At 64.4% G+C, this 20,064-nt stretch carries 11 protein-coding genes; 3 read left to right on the top strand and 8 right to left on the bottom strand.

Annotated features, from left to right (window positions below; genetic code table 11):
- Positions 1–13: 13 nt before the first annotated feature.
- Positions 14–1,972 (bottom strand): Nramp family divalent metal transporter, encoded by a 1,959-nt coding sequence (locus ACQS5P_RS05045; protein WP_428939811.1) that lies wholly within the window; start codon positions 1,970–1,972, stop codon positions 14–16.
- Positions 1,973–2,087: 115 nt separating this feature from the next.
- Between ACQS5P_RS05045 and ACQS5P_RS05040 the strand changes: the two genes are divergently transcribed.
- Entirely contained in the window at positions 2,088–2,753 is a 666-nt protein-coding gene (locus ACQS5P_RS05040; RefSeq protein ID WP_428939810.1) for a metal-dependent transcriptional regulator, read from the top strand.
- A 94-nt stretch (positions 2,754–2,847) separates the two neighbouring features.
- On the opposite strand, the gene ACQS5P_RS05035 is transcribed toward ACQS5P_RS05040, so the two are convergent.
- From ACQS5P_RS05035 to guaA, 3 genes are all read right to left on the bottom strand, one after another.
- Positions 2,848–3,849: a dihydroorotate dehydrogenase-like protein gene (locus ACQS5P_RS05035; protein WP_428939809.1), complete on the bottom strand. Its 1,002-nt coding sequence runs from the start codon at positions 3,847–3,849 to the stop codon at positions 2,848–2,850.
- Between the two features lie 123 nt (positions 3,850–3,972).
- Positions 3,973–7,602 carry a pyruvate:ferredoxin (flavodoxin) oxidoreductase gene (gene nifJ, locus ACQS5P_RS05030; RefSeq protein WP_428939808.1) on the bottom strand — a complete coding sequence of 1,210 codons (3,630 nt, stop codon included), beginning with the start codon at positions 7,600–7,602 and terminating at the stop codon, positions 3,973–3,975.
- Between the two features lie 213 nt (positions 7,603–7,815).
- Entirely contained in the window at positions 7,816–9,360 is a 1,545-nt protein-coding gene (guaA, locus tag ACQS5P_RS05025; protein ID WP_428939807.1) for a glutamine-hydrolyzing GMP synthase, read from the bottom strand.
- Between the two features lie 197 nt (positions 9,361–9,557).
- Here guaA and ACQS5P_RS05020 point away from each other — a divergent pair, with 197 nt between their 5' ends.
- Positions 9,558–10,952, top strand: coding sequence for a glycosyl hydrolase (locus tag ACQS5P_RS05020; protein WP_428939806.1), 1,395 nt, complete (start codon positions 9,558–9,560; stop codon positions 10,950–10,952).
- Between the two features lie 72 nt (positions 10,953–11,024).
- Here ACQS5P_RS05020 and ACQS5P_RS05015 read toward each other — a convergent pair whose 3' ends face one another.
- Positions 11,025–15,467, bottom strand: coding sequence for a hypothetical protein (locus tag ACQS5P_RS05015; RefSeq protein WP_428939805.1), 4,443 nt, complete (start codon positions 15,465–15,467; stop codon positions 11,025–11,027).
- A gap of 108 nt (positions 15,468–15,575) precedes the next feature.
- On the opposite strand from ACQS5P_RS05015, the gene ACQS5P_RS05010 reads away from it, so the two are divergent.
- On the top strand, positions 15,576–16,991 hold the full coding sequence (locus ACQS5P_RS05010) for a hypothetical protein (protein WP_428939804.1): 1,416 nt from the start codon (positions 15,576–15,578) through the stop codon (positions 16,989–16,991).
- 36 nt (positions 16,992–17,027) lie between these two features.
- Here ACQS5P_RS05010 and ACQS5P_RS05005 read toward each other — a convergent pair whose 3' ends face one another.
- From ACQS5P_RS05005 to ACQS5P_RS04995, 3 genes are all read right to left on the bottom strand, one after another.
- The gene (locus tag ACQS5P_RS05005) at positions 17,028–18,197 is read right to left on the bottom strand and encodes a serine hydrolase domain-containing protein (RefSeq protein ID WP_428939803.1); all 1,170 of its coding nucleotides are present in this window, start codon (positions 18,195–18,197) and stop codon (positions 17,028–17,030) included.
- A gap of 106 nt (positions 18,198–18,303) precedes the next feature.
- The gene (locus tag ACQS5P_RS05000; RefSeq protein ID WP_428939802.1) at positions 18,304–19,332 is read right to left on the bottom strand and encodes a hypothetical protein; all 1,029 of its coding nucleotides are present in this window, start codon (positions 19,330–19,332) and stop codon (positions 18,304–18,306) included.
- 299 nt (positions 19,333–19,631) lie between these two features.
- On the bottom strand, positions 19,632–20,018 hold the full coding sequence (locus ACQS5P_RS04995; RefSeq protein ID WP_428939801.1) for a polyhydroxyalkanoate synthesis regulator DNA-binding domain-containing protein: 387 nt from the start codon (positions 20,016–20,018) through the stop codon (positions 19,632–19,634).
- Between the last annotated feature and the right edge of the window lie 46 nt (positions 20,019–20,064).

Genomic DNA, 20,064 nt, shown 5'->3' with positions numbered 1-20,064 from the left:
CGACGCTGATGGATCAGGCGATTGACGCTGGCTGGCGGGATGGCACGGCCACGACCGGAATCGCCAGGCTGTGGCGCACGCCGTCGATGGTCGTACCGCGAAGGATGTCGTCCAGGCCGCGGTGACCGTGCCCGCCGACGATCAGCAGGTCCAGTTGCGCTTCGCGGGCGAGCCGGACCAGCTCGCGGCGAACGTTGCCATAGCCCAGCATGAGGCGCACTCCGTCCACCTGGCCATCGAGCTGGGATTGCAGAATCGCAGCCAGTTCGGACAGATAGGTTTCGTCCTGGCGGCGTTCGACGTCGTCGGCACCCGCGCCGTGATACTGACCGCCGACGCCTTCGACCACGTGCATCAGGATAAGCTGCGCGTGATGGGTTCGCGCAACGGCGATGGCTTCGGCGAGCATCGGCGCGTCGTTGCCGTCGGCGCCCAGGGCCACGCCGATCCGGCGGATCGTGCGCGACATCGTCAGGGCGCGATCGACGACCTCGCGCGCATTCGCCACGCCGACGGATTCGACCAGATCTTCGCGGCGGAAAATCATCCACAGCAGCAGCAGACCCAGCCCCGCGGCCAGCGGCGAGGTCGTGCCCAGCACCAGCCAGCCATACCTGCCCGCCGACACCGCCCAGGCGGCGATCTGTTCCCACACGAGCTTGGCGTTCAACGAGATGATGATCGCGGCGACGAGCCAGGCGAGCAGGGTGATCAGCCGAGATGAGGCAAACGCTCCCATTCGTCTACGGCTGGAGGTGAACTTCACCAGGGGCACCACCGCGAACGGCAGTTGCAGGCTCAGGATCACCTGGCTGAGGATCAGCAGTCTGTAGGTCCCCTGGTCGCCGGTCGCGTTGATCACCACAACCGCGGGAACGATTGCGAGGCTGCGCGTGATCAGCCGGCGAAGCCATGGACGCAGCCGGAAACGGATGAAGCCTTCCATGGTGACCTGGCCGGCGAGCGTGCCGGTGATCGTGGAGCTTTGCCCGGCGCAGATCAATGCGACGGCGAAGGCGATCGGTGCAATCCGGGTTCCCAGCAGACGCTCGAGCATCGTGTGGGCCTGTTGGATCTCGGTGACCGCGATGCCGCGCGTCCAGAAGGTGGCGGCCGCGACAATCAGGATGGCACAGTTGACAAAGAATGCCGCGTTCAATGCCACGGCTGAATCAAGCAGGTTGTACCTGCAAGCCTGCCTGATACCTTCCTCGGTTCGCACGACGTCACGGCTTTGCACCAGCGCCGAGTGCAGGTACAGGTTGTGCGGCATCACGGTGGCGCCGAGGATGCCGATGGCAATCACCAGCATCTGGCCGGAAAGCGGCCTGGGCAGGAAACCGGAGGCAATGCCGGCGATGGACGGCTTGCTCAGGAAGATTTCCACAACGAAGCACAAGCCGATGGTGAGCACGAGCGTGACGATCAGCGCTTCGATCTTGCGGATGCCGAAGCGTTGAAAGGCCAGCAGCAGCAAAACGTCGAGCGCCGTGAGCAGCACCGCCCAGGTAAGTGGCAGCCCGGTGAGAAGGTTGATTCCGATCGCGGTGCCGAGGGCTTCGGCCAGGTCGCAGGCGGCAATGGCGATCTCGCACAGAACGAACAGGATCCAGCGGATTGCCGGGCCGTAGGACTCGCGGCAGGCCTGGGCGAGGTCTTGTCCGGTCACCAGCCCCAGCCGCGCAGCCAGCGATTGCATGAGCACGGCCATCAGGTTGCTCATCAGCAGCACAAAGATGAGCTGGTAGCCGAAGCGGGCGCCGCCTTCGATGTCCGTGGCCCAGTTGCCCGGGTCCATGTACCCGACGGAGACCAGATAGGCGGGTCCGGCGAAGGCCAGCAGCCGCCTCCAGCGCCCGTGCGGGATGGGCACGGAGCGGTGGACTTCTTCCAGCGAGACAGCGCCGCCGGTGCTGCCGGCGACCGGCGTTTGACCCGAATCGCAAGAGCTAGCGGGAACCGAGTCGCTCATGGAAGGTCCAGGTGGAGATTTTGAGCGTCCAAAAAAGAGTATATCATCCTTCGATCTTTGTCAAACGACTCATCGAAGGCTATCATCTGGCTGAAGTGTCCGTGCGGAGTCGGTCATGCCCAGCAGCACCGTCGAAAACTACCTCAAACAGCTTTACCTTCAGCAGCAGCAGTCGCCAGAGCAGCTTGTCTCGATGGGGCGGCTGGCCAGCGTCATGCGGGTTGTGCCGGGCACTGCCACCAGCATGATCAAGGCGTTGGCCGATTCGGGGCTGGTCAGCTACGAGCCGCGGACGGGAGTTCGCCTGACCAGTGGCGGGGAGCAGCTTGCGCTGCATGTGCTTCGCCGCCATCGCCTGGTCGAGTTGTTTCTGGTCAAGGTGCTGGGGTTGGACTGGTCGGAAGTTCACGAAGAGGCCGAGGAGCTGGAGCACGCGATTTCGGAGAAGGTGCTGGATCGGATCGACGCGCTGCTTGGCCACCCCAGGGTGGATCCTCATGGCGATCCGATCCCCACGGCGCGGGGAGACGTGGATCAGTCGCCTACGCGAAGCCTGGCCGACTGCGAGCCGCATCGCCCCATGCGGGTGGCGCGGATCATCGACCAGGAGCCGGCGTTCTTGCAGTTCATCGATCGTTGCGGTCTGACGCCGGGCGTGACCGTAACCGTCGAGTCGCGCGACGAGATCGCGCAGGCGGTTCGCGTGCTACCGCAAGGGCGGCAGCAGACCATACTGGGCACGGCGGTTGCCAGAAAAATCCTGGTGGAAACCGGGCAATGAACGGAGGGACTGGTCCTGCCAATGATCCGCTTATGGCCAGGACCGGACACTGGCCAATGCGCGTTGATCGGCGTTCGGCCGGATTGTCTGGTGGCTACGTGTTGGCCGCACGCCAACTGTGCAGCGTGCGCATGTAATTGGCGCGCTCGAACGCCTGCGGATCCGGACAGCGATTCAGCGCCATGCTGCCGCGCATCTGCCGCAGACTCGAATAGCTGTTTTCCTCCATCCACTTGACCATGTCGTCGCGGATCACCTTCAGATGCTCCGGCCCATGCCGCAGCAGGGCCGAGACCACCTGCACCGCGTCGGCGCCGGCCATCACCGCCTTGATCGCGTCCTGCGCCGTGTGCACGCCTCCGGAGCAGGCCAGGCTCGCGCTGATCTGCCGCGAGAGGATCGCCAGCCACCTGAGCCTCAGCAGCAGCTCGCTGGAGTCGCTGAGCTTGAGCGTCGGCACGGCCTCCAGCAGATCGATGTCAATGTCGGGCTGATAGAAGCGGTTGAACAGGACAAGTCCCTCGACGCCGGCCTCGTCAAGGCGATACACGAAGTTGGCCAGGGAAGAAAAGTAGGGCGAGAGCTTGACGGCAACGGGGATCGTCACCGATTCGCACACGGCGCGGACGACCTCCAGGATTCGCAGCTCGACGGCCCAGCCGGTCTCCTGCGGATCGGTCGCCACGAAATACGTGTTCAGCTCCAGTGCGTCGGCCCCGGCCTGCTCGATCTGCTTGGCGTACTCGATCCATCCGCCGGGGGTCGTGCCGTTGAGCGACCCGATCACCGGCACGTTCACCGCCTGCTTGATCCGCTGGATCTGCTCCAGGTACTGATCCGGTCCCAGGGCAAAGTCATCGCTTCGCGGGAAGTAGCTCAGGGCTTCGGAATAGCTGTCGGCGTACAGCTCCATGTGGTAGATGGTCGCCAGCTTCTCGCCGGTGATCTGTTCCTCGAACAGCGAGTGCATGACGATGGCGCTGGCGCCGGCATCTTCCAGGCGTCGCACGGTGTCGAGGTCATCAACCATCGGCGAGGCGCCGGGCATCAGCGGACTGCTCAGCCGCAGACCCAGGTAAGTAGTGGACAGGTCCATGGACGGACTCCCGTATGTGATTCTCGATTCCTGACCGATTCGAGCCTTCAGATCCGCAACTCGTGCATCGCGCAGTGTCAGATCCGAAGTCAGGAATCGAAAGTCAAAAGCCGAGATTCGAATTCACTCTTGTGTTTTCTCCCCGTTCCCGCTGGCACCACCCAGACCTTTGGCCAGTTCCTGATACAGCGCCAGTTGCCTTGCGGCGTACTGCTGGCTGGCGGCGATCAGCTCGCGGAACCGGGCCGGATCCTGCCGCTCGACCATCCGGAAACGAGTCTCGTTCTTGACGAATTCCGTGAGCGGCGCCTTGGGCGGCGTCGAGTCGAGCTGAAGCGGGCTTTGTCCGCTGGCCAGACGACGCGGATCGTAGCGGTACAGCGGCCAGTAGCCGCTTTCCACCGCCAGCTTCTGCTGATCGGCTCCGAACGCCAGGTCGTAACCGTGCGCGATGCAGTGGCAGTAGGCGATGATCAGCGAAGGCCCGCGATAGCTTTCGGCCTCGAGGAACGCCTTGACCGTCTGCACGTCCTTGGCGCCGAAGGCGACGCGCGCCACGTAGACGTTTCCGTACGCCATCGCCATCAGGCCCAGGTCTTTTTTGGGCGTGGCTTTTCCGGCGGCGGCGAACTTGGCGGCGGCGCCCATCGGAGTCGCCTTGGACGCCTGCCCGCCCGTGTTGCTGTACACCTCCGTATCCAGCACCAGCACGTTCACGTCGTGCCCCGACGCCAGCACGTGGTCCAGTCCGCCATACCCGATGTCGTAGGCCCATCCGTCGCCTCCGACGATCCACACGCTCTTGCGGACCAGGTAGTCAGCGAGCTGTTGCAGCGCCCGCGCTTCGGCGGTCGGGATCTCCGCCAGCTTCTTTTTCAGCTCCGCCACCCGGGCACGCTGCGCCGCGATCCCCGCCTCGTCATCCTGCTGTGCCTGGAGGATCTGGCTGACCAGGTTCTCACCCACCCGGCTGGAAAGCTGCTTGAGCAGCATCGTGGCGATCTGGCGGTTGCTGTTGATGCCCAGACGGAAGCCCAGGCCAAATTCGGCGTTGTCCTCGAACAGCGAGTTGGACCATGCCGGCCCGCGTCCCTCGCGGTTCGTGCAATACGGCGTGGTCGGCAGATTGCCGCCGTAGATCGACGAGCAGCCGGTGGCGTTGGCGATCAGCGTCCGGTCGCCGAAGAGCTGCGTGAGCAGCTTGATGTAAGGCGTCTCGCCACACCCGGCACAGGCGCCGCTGTACTCGAACAGCGGCAGCATGAACTGGCTGCCCTTGACGTCGATGCGGATTCGCGTGCGATCCGGCTCCGGCAGGCTCAGGAAGAACCGGTAGTTCTCCCGCTCGCTCTGACGCAGCGGCATCTGCTCGGCCATGTTGATCGCCTTGTGTTTCGGATTGGACTTGTCCTTGGCGGGGCAGACCGAGACGCACAGCCTGCATCCGGTGCAGTCCTCCGGCGCCACCTGGATGGTGTACTTGAAGCCCTTGAAGTCGGCGGCCTTGTAGTCGGTGGACTTGAACGTCGCCGGCGCGTTGGCCAGATATTCTGGAGGATAGACGTTTGCCCGGATGGCCGCGTGCGGGCAGACCATCGCGCACTTGTTGCACTGGATGCAGATCGCCGGATCCCACACCGGAATCTCCGTGGCGATGTTGCGTTTCTCCCATCGGGTCGTGCCCGGCGGCCAGGTGCCATCCACCGGAAACGCGCTGACCGGCAGCAGATCCCCCTTGTTGGCCATCATCACCGCAGTGACGCGCTTGACGAAATCGGGCGCTTCCTCGCTGACGATCGGCGGCATCCTGATCGTGGAGGTGACCTGCCCGGGAACCTTAACCTCGTGCAGATGAGCCAGTGTGTGATCCACCGCCGCGAAGTTCTTCTCGACGATCTCCCTGCCCTTTCGGCCGTAGGTCTTCTCGATCGCCTTTTTGATCTGCGCGATCGCCTGCTCGCGCGGCAGCACGCCGGAAATCGCGAAGAAGCACGTCTGCATGATCGTGTTGATCCGCACGCCCATGCCGGTCTCGCGGGCGACCTTGTACGCGTCGATCACGTAGAACTTCAGCTTCTTGTCGATGATCTGCTGCTGGACTTCGCGCGGCAGATGGTCCCAGACTTCCTGCGGCCCCCACGGGGCGTTGAGCAGGAACGTGGCGCCCGGCGCGGCGTACTCCAGCACGTCGTACTTCTCCATGAACGTGAACTGGTGCGCCGCCACGAAGTTCGCCTGGCGGATCAGATACGCCGAGCGGATCGGCCTGGGACCGAATCGCAGATGGCTGATCGTGATCGCTCCACTCTTCTTGGAGTCGTACACGAAATATCCCTGGGCGAAGTTGTCGGTTTCCTCGCCGATGATCTTGATCGAGTTCTTGTTGGCCCCGACGGTTCCGTCGGCGCCCAGCCCGAAGAACACCGCCTTGACGATGTCGGCGCCTTCGATGTTGAACTCCGGGTCGTAATCCAGCGACGTGTGCGTCACGTCATCGACGATGCCGATCGTGAAGTGGTTCTTGGGCTTGTCTTTTTTCAGCTCGTCGAAGATTGCCTTGACCATTGCGGGGGTGAATTCCTTGCTGCTCAGCCCGTATCGCCCGCCGATGACGGTCGGTTCAGTGCTGATCAGGCCCTGGTCCCTGGCCTCGCGCAGGGCGGTGACCACATCCTGATACAGCGGCTCGCCGATCGCGCCCGGCTCCTTGGTGCGATCCAGCACCGCGATCTTCCTGACCGTCTTGGGAAGCGCGGCGATGAAATCGGGCACGCTCCAGGGGCGGAACAGCCGTACCTTCACCACGCCCAGCTTTTCCCCGAAACGTTCGCCCAGCCGCTGCACGGTCTGGTCGACCGTCTGCGTGCCCGAGCCCATGATGACGATGACCCGATCGGCATCGGGCGCGCCCACGTAATCGAACAGCGAGTACTTCCTGCCGGTGAGCTTGCCGAATTTCTCCATCGCGGCCTTCACTACGCCCGGGCAGGCGTCGTAGAAGCGGTTGCACGCCTCACGCGCCTGGAAAAACGTGTCCGGGTTCTGCGCCGTGCCGCGAATCTTGGGCGCGTCGGGCGTCAGCGCCCGCTGGCGATGCGCCTCGATCGCCTGCGGGTTGATCATTTTCTCGAGCACTTCGTCGTCGAGCACCTGAATCTTGGCCACTTCGTGGCTGGTGCGGAACCCATCGAAAAAGTGCAGGAAGGGCACGCGACTGTCGAGCGTGGCGGCGTGCGCGATCAGCGCCAGATCGTGCGCCTCCTGAACGCTGCCGGAACAGAGCAGGGCAAATCCGGTCTGGCGGCAGGCCATCACGTCGGAATGATCCCCGAAGATCGACAGCGCATGCGTCGCCAGCGTGCGGGCCGTCACGTGCATCACGAACGGCGTGAGTTCCCCGGCGATCTTGTACATGTTGGGGATCATCAGCAAAAGGCCCTGGCTGGCGGTGAACGTGGTCGCCAGCGCCCCGGCCTGAGCCGCCCCGTGCACGGCGCCGGCGGCGCCGCCTTCGGACTGCATTTCCGTCACGCTGGGAACGGTGCCCCACAGGTTCTTCATTCCCTGCGCGGCCCATTCATCACAAAGCTCGCCCATGGGCGAGCTTGGTGTGATCGGATAGATGGCAATCACTTCACTGAGCCGGTAAGCCACCGACGCGGCGGCCTCATTGCCGTCCAGCGTCTTCCATTGCGCAGGCGGTACCTGTTTGCGGGTCGTGTCCTTAACGATGGGTTCTACAGCGAGAGTCATCGGGCATGCCTTTCAGAATTCACTGCCACGGAAAGTCAGCGGATCATAGGACACGGATATCCCGTGATCAAGGACTCGGCCACACCCTTCGCCGGTTTTTCACTTGGAGCAGCTTGAATTTATCGCGACATCTTGATCAGTAATGATTTGTGCCCGCGCAAAGCGCGTGGTGCAGCTCCGAATCGACGTGCGCCCAGCAACAGTCTGTACTCACTACTCCCATTCAATTGTTGCCGGCGGTTTGCTGGATATGTCGTAAACGACCCGGTTGACGCCCCGCACTTCGTTGATGATCCGATTGCTCATCTCCGCCAGAACGTTGAACGGAATCCTCGCCCAGTCGGCGGTCATGAAGTCCTGAGTCTCCACGGCGCGAATCGCGATCACGCCCTCGTAGCTGCGGGCGTCGCCCATCACGCCCACCGTTCCGATCGGCACCAGCACGGCGAACACCTGCGCGGTCTTGCGGTAGAGATTGGCGGCCATCAACTCTTCAAGCACGATCTCGTCGGCATCGCGAAGGATGGCCAGCCGCTCGGGGGTCACTTCCCCGATGATTCGCACCGCCAGCCCCGGTCCGGGAAATGGATGCCGCCAGACAATTTCCTCGGGCAGGCCCAGCACCTCGCCGACCTTTCGCACCTCGTCCTTGAACAGCTCGCGCAGCGGCTCGACCAGCTCGAAATCCAGGTCTTCGGGCAGACCTCCGACGTTGTGGTGCAGCTTGATGCTCGCCGCCATGCCCGCATGCCCGCGCCCCGATTCGATCACGTCCGGATACAGCGTCCCCTGGGCCAGATAGCGCGCGCCCTCGATGGCGTTGGCCTCGCGCTCGAAGGCGGCGATGAATTCACGCCCGATGATCTTGCGTTTCTGCTGCGGGTCGGTGACGCCCTTGAGCTCGCGGAGGAAATGCTCGCTGGCGTCGCTGACGACCAGGTTGATTTTGAAATGGTCGCGAAACGTCGCTTCCACGCGTTGCCGCTCATTTTTCCGCAGCAGCCCGTTGTCCACAAAAATGCACACAAGCTGATCGCCGATCGCCTTGTGCAAGAGCGCCGCGGTGACGCTGGAATCCACTCCGCCGCTCAGACCGCAGATCACCTTTCCGGTGCCGACCTGCTCGCGGATGCGGCGCACCGCCTGCTCCACGAAGTTCCCCATCGTCCAGGTGCCGGAGCATTTGCAGATCTCGTACAGGAAGTTGTGGAAGATCTGCTCGCCGCGGGGCGTGTGCGTCACTTCAGGATGGAACTGCACGCCGTAGAACGGCCGTGAGACGTGCTTTGCCGCGGCGAAGGGACACGTCGGCGTGGTCGCCAGCGCCACGAACTCCGCCGGCAGCTCGTGCACCTGATCGCCGTGGCTCATCCACACCGTGGTTTCGCGTGGCAGTCCCTTGAGAAACGGATCGTCGCGGATGATGCGAAGCTTGGTTCGCCCGTACTCTCTGGCCGCCGCCGGCTTCACCTGCCCGCCAAGAAGCTGTGCCCCAAGCTGCATCCCGTAGCAGATCCCCAGCACCGGCACGCCCAGCTCGAAAATCCGCGGATCGCATCGCGGAGCATTCGGCTCATAGACGCTGCTCGGCCCGCCGGACAGGATCAGTCCCCGCGGGTTCCTGGCACGCAGCTCTTCCAGGGAAATGTCGGGCCGAACCAGCTCGCTGTACACTCCCGCTTCGCGAACGCGACGCGCGATGAGCTGCGAATACTGCGACCCGAAATCCAGGATCAGAATCACTTCGTCGTGAAGCATCTGAATCAAATACCGCAAGCCGCGGCACAATGCAAAGGTTCGCCGCCGCCGCAGGCGCCGGCCCCTGGGGCACTCCAGCGATTCAACCATGCATCCATCGCGGCTGCCGCGCCGCGCTTGACAGCGCGACATCTTGCCCGCACAACGTTCGCACTTTCGTGCCCTGCGGCACGTGAAACATCAGATACGGAATTCTCATGCGCATTGACCCGAAACTCAAACCGTCGGACCTCACAAAGCCTCTGCAGCGGCTGTTCGATCTGGCCGGGCGCAAAGTACGCGACATCGACCGCACCTGGGATGTCTCACGCGGCACACCGGTGTTCACCGTCGAAGGCAAGTATACCACTCGCGGATGGACCGAATGGACGCAGGGGTTCGTTTACGGTTGCGCCATCCTGACCTTCGACGTGACCGGCGACAGGGCGCTGCTGAAGCTGGGGCGAGACCGCACCCGCCGGCACATGCCTCCGCACATCACGCACGTGGGCGTGCACGATCACGGCTTCAACAATCTCTCGACCTTCGGCAACCTCCGCCGCCTCATGCGCGAGGGAAAGTTCCCCCACAACGAATGGGAAAACGAATACTACGAGCTGGCGCTCAAATCCAGCGGGGCGGTGCAGGCGGCACGCTGGCAGGGCATCCGCGTGGAGAAGCCCTCGCCCCTGTCGGCCAACGCCACCCAGCTTGGCTACATCTATTCATTCAACGGCCCGCATTCGCTGTTCGTCGATACGATGCGGACGATCCGCATTCTCGGCGTGGCCTGGCAACTGGGGCATCGGCTCATGCACGAGAATGACCGCGCCGCCGACCTGCTCAAGCGCGCGGTGCTGCACGGCCTGGCGACCAATCAGTACATCATCTTCCACGGCCAGTCACAGCACACCTACGACGTTCGCGGACGAACCGCCCACGAGGCGATCTTCAACCGCAACGACGGGCTGTTCCGCTGCCGATCCACCCAGCAGGGATATTCACCGTTCAGTACCTGGACGCGCGGACTGGCCTGGGCGATGCTCGGCTACGCCGAACAGCTCGAGTTCTTCGCAACCATTCCTGAGGGCAAGTTCAAGCAGTCGGTTGGCCTGCCCAGACGCGACGTGATGCGCGTCTTTACGCAGGCGGCGGTAGAGACCAGCGAGCATTACATCGAGGATTGCTCGGCGCTGGACGGCATCACCTACTGGGATGACGGCGCGCCGGGACTGGCGCAGCTCCAGGGCTGGCGCGACAGGCCCGCCGACCCGTTCAATGACTATGAGCCGGTGGACGCCTCCGCATCCGCCATCGCCGCACAGGCGCTGCTGCGACTGGGAAGACACCTGAACAAACCTCGATACACCCAGGCAGGGCTGAGCATCGCCCGGACGCTGCTGAGCGACACTTATCTGGCCACCAGCCCCAAACACCAGGGGCTGCTGCTGCACTCGATCTACCATCGTCCCAATGGCTGGGACCACGTGCCGAAGGGCCGCAAGATTCCCTGCGGCGAATCCTCGATGTGGGGCGACTATCACCTGCTGGAGCTGGGCGTGCTGCTGCACCGCCTCAGCAGCGGCGGCAGGTATCTGACCTTCTTCGACTGAAAAAGGGGTCGGACTGAAAAAGGGGTCGGGAGTGTTTTTGATGCGCCGGGAAAAGACTCCCGACCCCTTATTTTAAGGGGTCGGGAGTCTTTTCGGAAGCTGCTTCCGCCCGGAACTGCGCCGCGGGCTTGTGCCTGCGGCGATCAACAGGGGTGCGATGCATGCCCAGATGCTCGCCGGCTCGGGGATGACGCCTGCGCGCACGGCGCTCAGCGCCGCCAGGTACTCGCCGCTGAACAGCTTGGCGTGCCGGGCGATCATCGCCTCGGCAAGCACGCCGCTCTGGTTGACGAAGGCGTTGTCGATCAGCGCATAGTCGGTGGCGTCGATGACGCCGCTGTAGTCGAAGTCGCCGTTGATCCATCCGCTCAGTCCGTTCACATAGCCATTGTCGATCAGCGAGTAATCGGTGGCGTCAATCGCGCCGCTCAGGTCCGCATCTCCGAAGTATGTGAACTTCACGAGCACATCGGTGATGCCGCTGGTGGCCTGGCCGGAGAAACTGGCGTAGATCGGCCCCACGCCGCCGACCTGCGCCAGGTCGTTGAGGATGACGCCCAGCCCGTACAGGAAGCTTCCCGCCGCCGTGTTGCGGACGTTGGCTTCAGTGCTGCGGATACCCGGACCCAGCCAGTCGAACGCGCCGCCGTTCTCCAGACCGGTTTTGATCTGCCCGGTGATCGTTGCCAGCGTTCCGCCGGTCACGATCAGGTCGTTGTCGTTCAGGTCCAGCGCGCCGCCGGCCGGGTCGATGTTGAGCGTGCGGATTCGGCTGGTGCCGCCGGGGCCGCCGTTGACGTACGTCATGGCGACAGCGCCAGCGTTGATGTCCAGGCGGTTCTGGCGGATGTGATTCGCCTCGAGCCGCGCGCCGGGATACACGGAAGTTGCGCTGACGCCCAACGCAGGCGCCGCGGGATTGAAGCCACTGACGGTCAGATCGCCCACGCGCTTGGTGCCCTGGGTGATGTTGAAGGCTCGCGCCGGCGGCACGCCCACGCCCGGGCCGGAGGCGTTGTTTTCGACGTTCACGTGGTTGCCCGTGGTCGCCAGGCCGCTGTTGTCGGTGAACGGATCCGCGGTATTTCCCGCATTGACGACACCGAACTCGATGCGCAGCGTCGCTCCCGGCTGCACGATGACCGGCGCGCCTTCGCAGCGATTGAAGTTGACGCTGCCGGAGACGAACGGCCCGCCGGCGCCGGGGATCCCTTCGGTCTGCCATTTGATGACGGTTCCGTTCCAGCTCGTCAATCCTGTGCCGCCAATGGTCCAGGTCGATGCCGCGACGGGCGGCGGGGCGGCGACGCCCACGACCGCGCCGTCGATGAAGACCACGCCCCCGGCGCCGCCGGAACTGTTGAACAGCAGGTTGCCATTGATGTCGGCCTCTCGGGTGCCGCTGAACAGCACGCCGTTATCCAGCGCGGTGGTGAATCCGCCGTCGCGCGGATAGAGGATCTGCCCGCCGCCGGGGAAGGGGGTGAACTGCACGGCGCCTCGCCCGTCGAAGGTGATCTCGCCGGTGCCGCGGGTGTCCAGCGGCGCGCCGAACACGTTGGCCGCCAGCTTGAAGATCGAGTTGGCCCCCATCGACACGTGGAGCCTGCCCATCCAGTCGCCGCGCTGCGCGCCGGTCGTGTGGAACAACGCCTGGTCACCCAGACGAAGCTCGCTCTTGGTCCCGGCGTAGGAGCTGAGCGCGGCAAAGCCGTAGTTGGGATCGAACAGGACGGGCGGAGGAACGATGATCCCTCCCGGCCCCGTCGGCGAGACGATCTGCATAACCCCGCCGTTGAAGACGGCCTGGCCGTTGAACGGCGAGGCGTTGCCGGGCAGATGGTTGAGAGAGACGATCCCGTCGCTGGCCTTGATTCCCCAGGAGTTCGTTGGCGAGCCGTAGTTGGCGGCGTTGAAGGCGGTCATGTAGAGGTTGAGCTGTCCGGGACCCTGCTTCTCCAGCAACGATCCGGGCGCGGAAGGATCGGCCTCGAGGGGCGCGCCGATGGGAGAAGTGGCCCCGACAAAGCTGGCGATCTGCCCCATCGCGACACGCACGACACTGGATCTTCGCTCCACGCCGTTGGCCACACGCAGCATCTGCGGGAACGTAAGCCCTCCGCCCGGCGGCGGGGCGACGATCGACAGCTCGCCGCCGTCGTCGATGGTCACCGTGTTTCGTCCGAGCTGTTCAGGGAAGTTGGTGATGACCACGCCTCCCATGATGCCCAGCCCGCCGCTGAACGGGTGCACCGGCAGCGGGGTGAGATCGAGCGTGCTGTTGACTCCGCTCTTGAGCAAAGCGACCGGCGTGTTGAAGTTGTCGCTGATCGGGAAGTTGGCGATCATGGTTCCGGCGCTGTGCTCGCCTCCCAGATGCAGCACGGCGGTCAGCAGCGGCGCCGATGGGGCGGCGGCGGACTGGTAAAGCGTCGAGGAGAGCGGCATGTTGTAGGTGCCGGGCAGGGCATTGAGACTGACATCGCCGGTCCACCCGATGGCGCCGCCGTCGAGCAGCAGCGGCGCCGCCCCGAATGAGCCGCCGGCGGCGTAGTTGTACAGCCCGTTGTTGTGTGCGACGTGATCGAGCAGAAGTTGCCCTGGGCCGTCGTAGGGGGTGTTGGCTGGCGCGGCGGTGTAGTAGCTGGCCGTGCTCAGCGCGGTGGAGTACGCTCCGAGCGAGGTGAAGGCCTGGTTGGCCAGGACTCCCGGTGGCAGCGCCGCCAGGGTGCCGGCGCGGATATGGGTGCGGATGGTGCCGCCGCCATTGATCGGCGCGGTGAGGCTCACACGTCCGGGCAGCAATTGCCCGGTCGTGCCCATCTCGACGACGGTTCGGTTCGCGCCCGGCGCCGGACCCAGTGGCGTGGCGATCTCCAGCTCGCCCCCGCCGCCGCCGAGGAAGTAGAAACCCTCTCCGGCCGCAAAATTCACGAAGGGCAGGATCGGCCCGGTCTGCACGCCGCGGCCGCTGGAGCCGATGCGCAGCGCCGTGTTCGTGCCGGCCGTGTTGACGATCGGCAGCGCGATGGCCGCCGGGTTCGCTGTGACATCGATGTCGATCGCGCCGCTTTGTCCGGGGATCGAGCCGGTGGTGAGCAGATTGGGCGGCACGGCAGTGGCGTAGCCGACACCCATGCCCGCCGAAACCGGCGCCGGTCCGCCGCGAAGCAGCACCGACACCGCCGGTCCGCCGGCGAGGCCGTTGGTCGTGCCATAGCTGAGCGGCGTGGAAAAGCTGATCACGCCCTCGTCGATGATTTTTCGCCCCATCGAGGTGGTCTGGTTGTCGCCGTCGATGACAAGCACGCCGGTGCCGCGTTTGAACAGGGTGTGCCCGCCTTGAATGATCGGATCGATGTCGAAGAACGAGGGGTTGCCCGCTCCGGAGGACACAGTTGTGGTGACGAGCGTTTCGCCCAGACGGTTGGGGCCGGTGAGCCTTCGCGAGCCTGCGGTTCCGTCATAGTGGCTGCCGTTGTTGACGATGACGGTGCGCGACCCCGGCGCCGCCACGCCGGCGTTGCCCAGCACCATCCGCCGCGTGGTGAAGCTGTATCCGCTGTCGGCGGCGAACTCGATGTAGGCGTCGTTGCTGCCGCCGAGCATCGCGGGGTTGTCGATGGTGATGTCGCGGATGACGTGGGTGGCCAGCGTCGGAGGCGTCGGGGGCATGGGGTTGAGCGTGTAGTTGCGCTCGGCGCGGATACGTCCCATGGCCGAGAAGACGGAATTGGTCAGGACCTCGCCGCCGGGCACTTCGGAGAGGATGTCCAGATCGCCGCCGTCGAGGTTGATGATGCCGGTGCCGGTTCGCCCGGTCTCGAGGAGGCGGACTGCGGTTCCGGTGGTGATCGAGACGTTGCCGGCATAAGCGGCGTTGTCCTGCTCGATGTAGAGCGATCGCACGTTTGCGCCGGCGGGCGCGCGGACGACGATGAGGTTGGCATTGCCGCTGAGGCGCCCCGAAAGCCGCAACGCGCCGCTGTTGACGTGATGGAAGTTGATGGTGAGCGAGCTGGTCAGCGACAGGTCCGCTCCGATCGTGTTTCCATCGGCGAAATAGGCCGAGCCGTAGGTCGTATCGACGGTGGCGCCGACGTTTATGGCGGCCGTGGCGCCGTTGATCTCCAGCGCCCCGTTGAACCAGTCGTAGGTGACCCAGTCGGCGATTTTCATTTCCGGATGCGTGTGAAGCATGCCCATCAGATCGACGCGCCCGTCGCCACATTCGGCGAACGCCAGGGCGTCGGCCGGCAGCGGCAATGTGTCCAGGTTCCAGTTGATGCCCGGAACAGGTCCGGGCGCGATCCACTGCCGCGTCTGCGTCAGCGAGACCTGTCCGCCGTCAAAGTTCCCATCGCCTTTGGCGACGCCCGCAACCGCGGCAACGGCCGCTGCGACGGCGCCGGCCATCAGCCGCCGCGTGCGGCGCCTGTGGCGCTGATCGGTTGTGCCGACGTGGTGACTGCGCGATGCGGAAACAGAATTGCGATGCGAGCGGGAATTGGTCATGGCTCGTCTCCCAAGACGGTTCGGTTGTTCGCACGCCAGTTGCGACGAGCCATGCTAATGGTTGCGGCGTGGTCGAATAGTGACCTGATCAGGTCTACCATGCAGTCCATGCAACGACGCGCGCCCGTTCCCGCCGTGATCGCCAGCCTGCTGATTCTGGTGCTTGCGCGATCGGTGGCGATATCGCAATCGGCCGGCCTGAGCGATGAGTTGATCGCGGACTTCGAGGCTGGGGCCGTCCAGGAGCTTGCGACCTCACGGAACGCCAAAGCGCGCATCGTTACCGATCCCTCGGCTGCGGGTGGGCGATCGTTCCTTCGGATGGATCTGGATGGAGATTCTGCTGAACGGGGGGCATACGTGCGGCTCGACCTGAAGCTGAACAGGGGATTTGCGGATCGCGACTCGCTTGTCGCGATGCTGCGCGCGCCCGATGCGACTCAGCGGGTTCGGCTCCGCTGGCTGGCGCTGGATGCGCGCGGCCGACCGATCTTCCAGCGACGGTTCCAGCTCGATCCGGGCCAGCAGTGGATCGAAGTGGATGCGCCGTTGCGGACGTGGCGGTGGGACAACGCGCGCGTGGGGGACTGGGACGAGGTTCGCGGGCTGGCCTTGCGCGTCGAATCGCCCGCCAAACGCATTGATTTGGATGAACTTCGCTTGAGCGGCGCCCAGACCGACGAGCAGCGCGCCCAGTGGCTGATGGATCTGGCGTTCGGGTCGCGCCTGCGGGAGTGTGTGTTGCAAGACGGTCTTCTGGTGGCCAGCGACGCGCAGCCGGCGATAGGAAAGCCGGAGCTGTCCCGGCTGCTGCACGACATGCGCAACGCCCGCGCGTTTGTGCGGCGCGTCTTTGGCGAGGCGGTGCGACCGACCGATGAGCTTGGGCCGGTGGCGCTGCTGATCTTTGCAGGAGCCGAGGATGAGAAGGCGTTCTACGAGCGGCTCGGCGAGCAGTGGCAGGCTGAGATCCGCCCGCCAACCCAGGGTGGATACAGCGTGCAGGACGTCGCAACCTCGACCTATCGCGCCGAGCTTGGCCCGCGGCGGCCGGTTTATCTGCACGAGTCGGCCCACGCGATTGTCGCGCGCGACCTGCGGCTGCTCAGCGGGCATCCACCACACACGCCGCTTCAGGAGGGCATCGCCAGCTATGTGCAGGCGTGCGTGCATCCGCAGTCGCTGTCGCGGCGGGAACTGGCGGCGCAGTTCGCCAAGCCGATCGACCCCGCCGGCAAGGGCTTGTTCAAGCCGCTGGCGATCCTGTTTGACTCGCCGATCACGGCCCAGCACTACGCGCAGCTCGCATCCGTCGTCGCGTATCTGGTCGAAAACGATGTCGAGCTGTTGCGCTCGCTGGCTCGTGATCTGGCCGACGGGCAAAACGCGACCCGGGTTCTGGAGGCACGCGGCATGAACTGGCAGAAACTTCAAGAGGAGTGGCTGACCTGGGGACGGCGGCGGTTTGCCGACACTTCAGACGACTCGGCCGCTGCTTTCCAGATGCCCGAAGAGTTTCGTTGAAGACCGATCGCGCGACATCGACCAAAGACAAACGAGTCACGCATGCGCAGGTTGCACTGCGGGCGCGATCGATTGAGCCTCATCCGTCGCGCGCGGTGAACCGGGCACCAGTCCCAGGTCTTCGTAGATCGCCTGGTTGATCTGGCGCTGGCGATGGTTGTGTCTCGCCTCGCCGGGCATGCCGTTGCAGAACCAGGCCACCACCAACGCATTGTCCGGATCACAGAACGCGCAGGAAGACTGATGCCCGCTATGGCCGAAGGTGCGTGGGGAGGCGTGAGGACCATAGCCGTAGGGCAGGGTCTGCGGGCCGTACTGGTTGGAGTCGATGATGAATCCCAGTCCCCAGTCGATCACGTGCTTGAAGGTCAGGTCAAACATGCCCGCGCGATGCCGGGCCACCATGGCCTCGATCGTCTGCGGCATCAGCAGGAGCCTGGTTTTGTCCTTGTGGAGCAGCGCTTCGTAGAAGCGAGCGAGCTCGCGGATCGGCCCGCGGCCATTGGCGCCGGGGCGGATAACGGCGGCATCGTCTTCGGTGTTGCCGTATTTGGGACTCCGCACCTCGCCAGTGCTGGTATCGTAGACGTACCCGATCCGTCGGCCATAGGCGCGATACACCTCTGGCCTGATCCCCAGCCACGAGTGATGCATCCCCAGCGGCAGGAAAATCGCCTCGCGGACGTACTCATCGATCGGGCGGCCGTCGAGCCGGCGCAGCAGCTCGGCCAGGATGTACCACGCGCCGTTGGGGTTGTAGCCGGCTGTGCGTCCCGGGACCCATCGCGGTTCCTGGGGTGTCTCACACACTTTGGCGACTGCGTCCTGAAACGGGTCATTCCACTGAAGTCCGATGACGGCGCGAAATCCGCCAGTATGCGTGAGCAGATGCCGGATGGTAATCGGCTCCTTGCCGCGGACGCCGAATTCGGGGATGTGTCGGGCGACGCGATCGTCCAGGTCCAGCAATCCGTGCTGCCAGAGCTGTGCCACCGCCACCGCGACGATCGGCTTGACGCTGCTCATCCAGGGGTTGATCGTCTCGGGCGACATCGGCACATCGGCGCGTGATTCGCCAATCGCCACGTCGGCCAGCACCGTGCCGCGATGTGACACGTAAAGTTGTGCGCCGATGTGCAGTTGCTGCTCGATTCCGCGCTGGAGGATGCTCAAAGTCCGTCGAAGCGGCGATCCGTCTGCGTTCATGACCAGTAGTATGCACGAAATGGCTCGTGTGTGTTAGAGCCAAAGTGCTCGGCGATTTGCAGCAGATGTCGGATTCCCTGGGCGACGCATTGCGATTCCGAAGGTATTACCGCCGAAACTGGCCGCGCCAGATGCCGCCGGGGGAGCGGTGCGTGTGGAAGCGATGATCGTGGTAATCGCGGATGGGAACCAGGCCAATGCGTGGCGCCGCCGGGAAGCGTGAGACGAAAGGCCCAGCGGCGGCGGCTGCGGCGATGCGGGCGGCGGGGGAGTGCCGCAGCGCCCAGGAACTGATGTAGACGCTTTCGTATCCGTAAAATCCGCGACCGAGATGCCCGCCGAAGCCGCCGCGATGCCGCGCGAAGTAGGCCGCGCCAGGATCCAAGTACGTGATGATCGGTCCGAATCCAAAGTCATACATCCCGTAGTCGCCGTGCGCAACAGCGGCGGGCAGGCAGAACGTCCCGGCGACGGCATCTGGCGGGGAACCGAGCAGCACCACGGGCGGCGGCGTGTGCGGCGGTTGTGTTGTGCTTGCGGCGGTTTGGGCGGCCTGGATGGCCCGGGCTGCTTCGTCGTACGCATGAACAAACGTCGCTCGCGAGCCCAGGCTGCTGCGGATGTCGGCGACTTGATGAGCTGCATCAGCTATCGGGCGTTTGTGCTCATCGTTTAGCGCATCGTACCAGGCGACGATTTGCGCCGCCGTGCGCATAACGAAGGGATGATTGGGTGTTGCGTCCGTGGCCCTGGCGATGTGAATGATCGCCGGCTGGAGCTGGCCGCGTCGGGCATTGGCGAAGGCGAGCACCGCCCACGCCAGCCCGTCGCGCGAAGTTTGCCGGATGATGCTGGCCGCCTGTGCTTCGGCCAGGTCCGGAAATCCCAGCTCCACCATGCGTGCGACGAAGGCCTGATCGATGAGCATCTGCTCGCTGCTGTGCGCCACGGCGTTGGCGTAGGCGCTGATGACCTGACTTGGCTCCGGCGCAGTGCGAATCGCATCCAGCAGAGCTGAGAGCGAGGAAGATGCGTGGGATTGCGAAGTTTTCTGCGGGTTGGTATCCACACCGCCCGACTCGGCAGGCGAGGGCGCTGTCAGCAGACAAATCCCAAGGATCAGCCGGATGAGCATCGGATGCCTCCCTGTGGGAATCGTCTGATTGTATGGCGTCGGCCGCGCCTGAATGGGCAGCGTGTGCCCGGATTTCCGGAAGTGCGCCTGCATAGTGAACTGAGCGATCCTGGACCGGCGGGGAAATGCGAGCAGGGGCATGCCGGTTTGTATCGCGGGTGTCTCACCCGCGCGGGCGCGAAGCACACGAGCGGGACGCTCGTGACACAAGAAACCGCTGTCGAAGATTCAACTGCGCCGTCGTTTGCGCGCTACACAAAATGGGCACGCCCGATGGGAGGCTGCGGGCCTGATCGGATTCACCGGCGTTCATCCGTGGAATCTGGCCGGCTGTCGGGCTGGGGCTGGAGGAAGGCATTGAGCGGCTGGCTGAGCTGCTTGGCGATGAAATCATTGACCCGCTCGGGATTGGATCGCAGCAGTCGGTGGAGCATGGCGAGCGGGAAGACCCTCAGTTTCTGTGGATCCAGATCGATCAGGATCTGCGTCAGAACCCTGGCGGTGATGTCCTGGCGCGTACGCGAATCGGTCACCTGTACTTCGTAGCCGTCGCGGATCAGGCTGTAAATCTGCTCGAGTGTCACGTGGCGACTGCGCGTCGTGTCGTAATAGCGACGGTTGGGGTACTTGTTGATCTTCAGTTGTTTTGGCGGCGTGGAAGTGGAGGCGGATTGCGGGCTGAGCATGCTTGCATCATCGACGGCTCACCGTGCAGCGTCAACTCACCAGCCA

This window comes from Fontivita pretiosa (assembly GCF_050410795.1).
Classification (GTDB): Bacteria; Planctomycetota; Phycisphaerae; order Tepidisphaerales; family Tepidisphaeraceae; genus Fontivita; species Fontivita pretiosa.
Note: the sequence above shows the minus strand (reverse complement) of the source record. Positions and strands in the feature narration are given on the sequence as shown.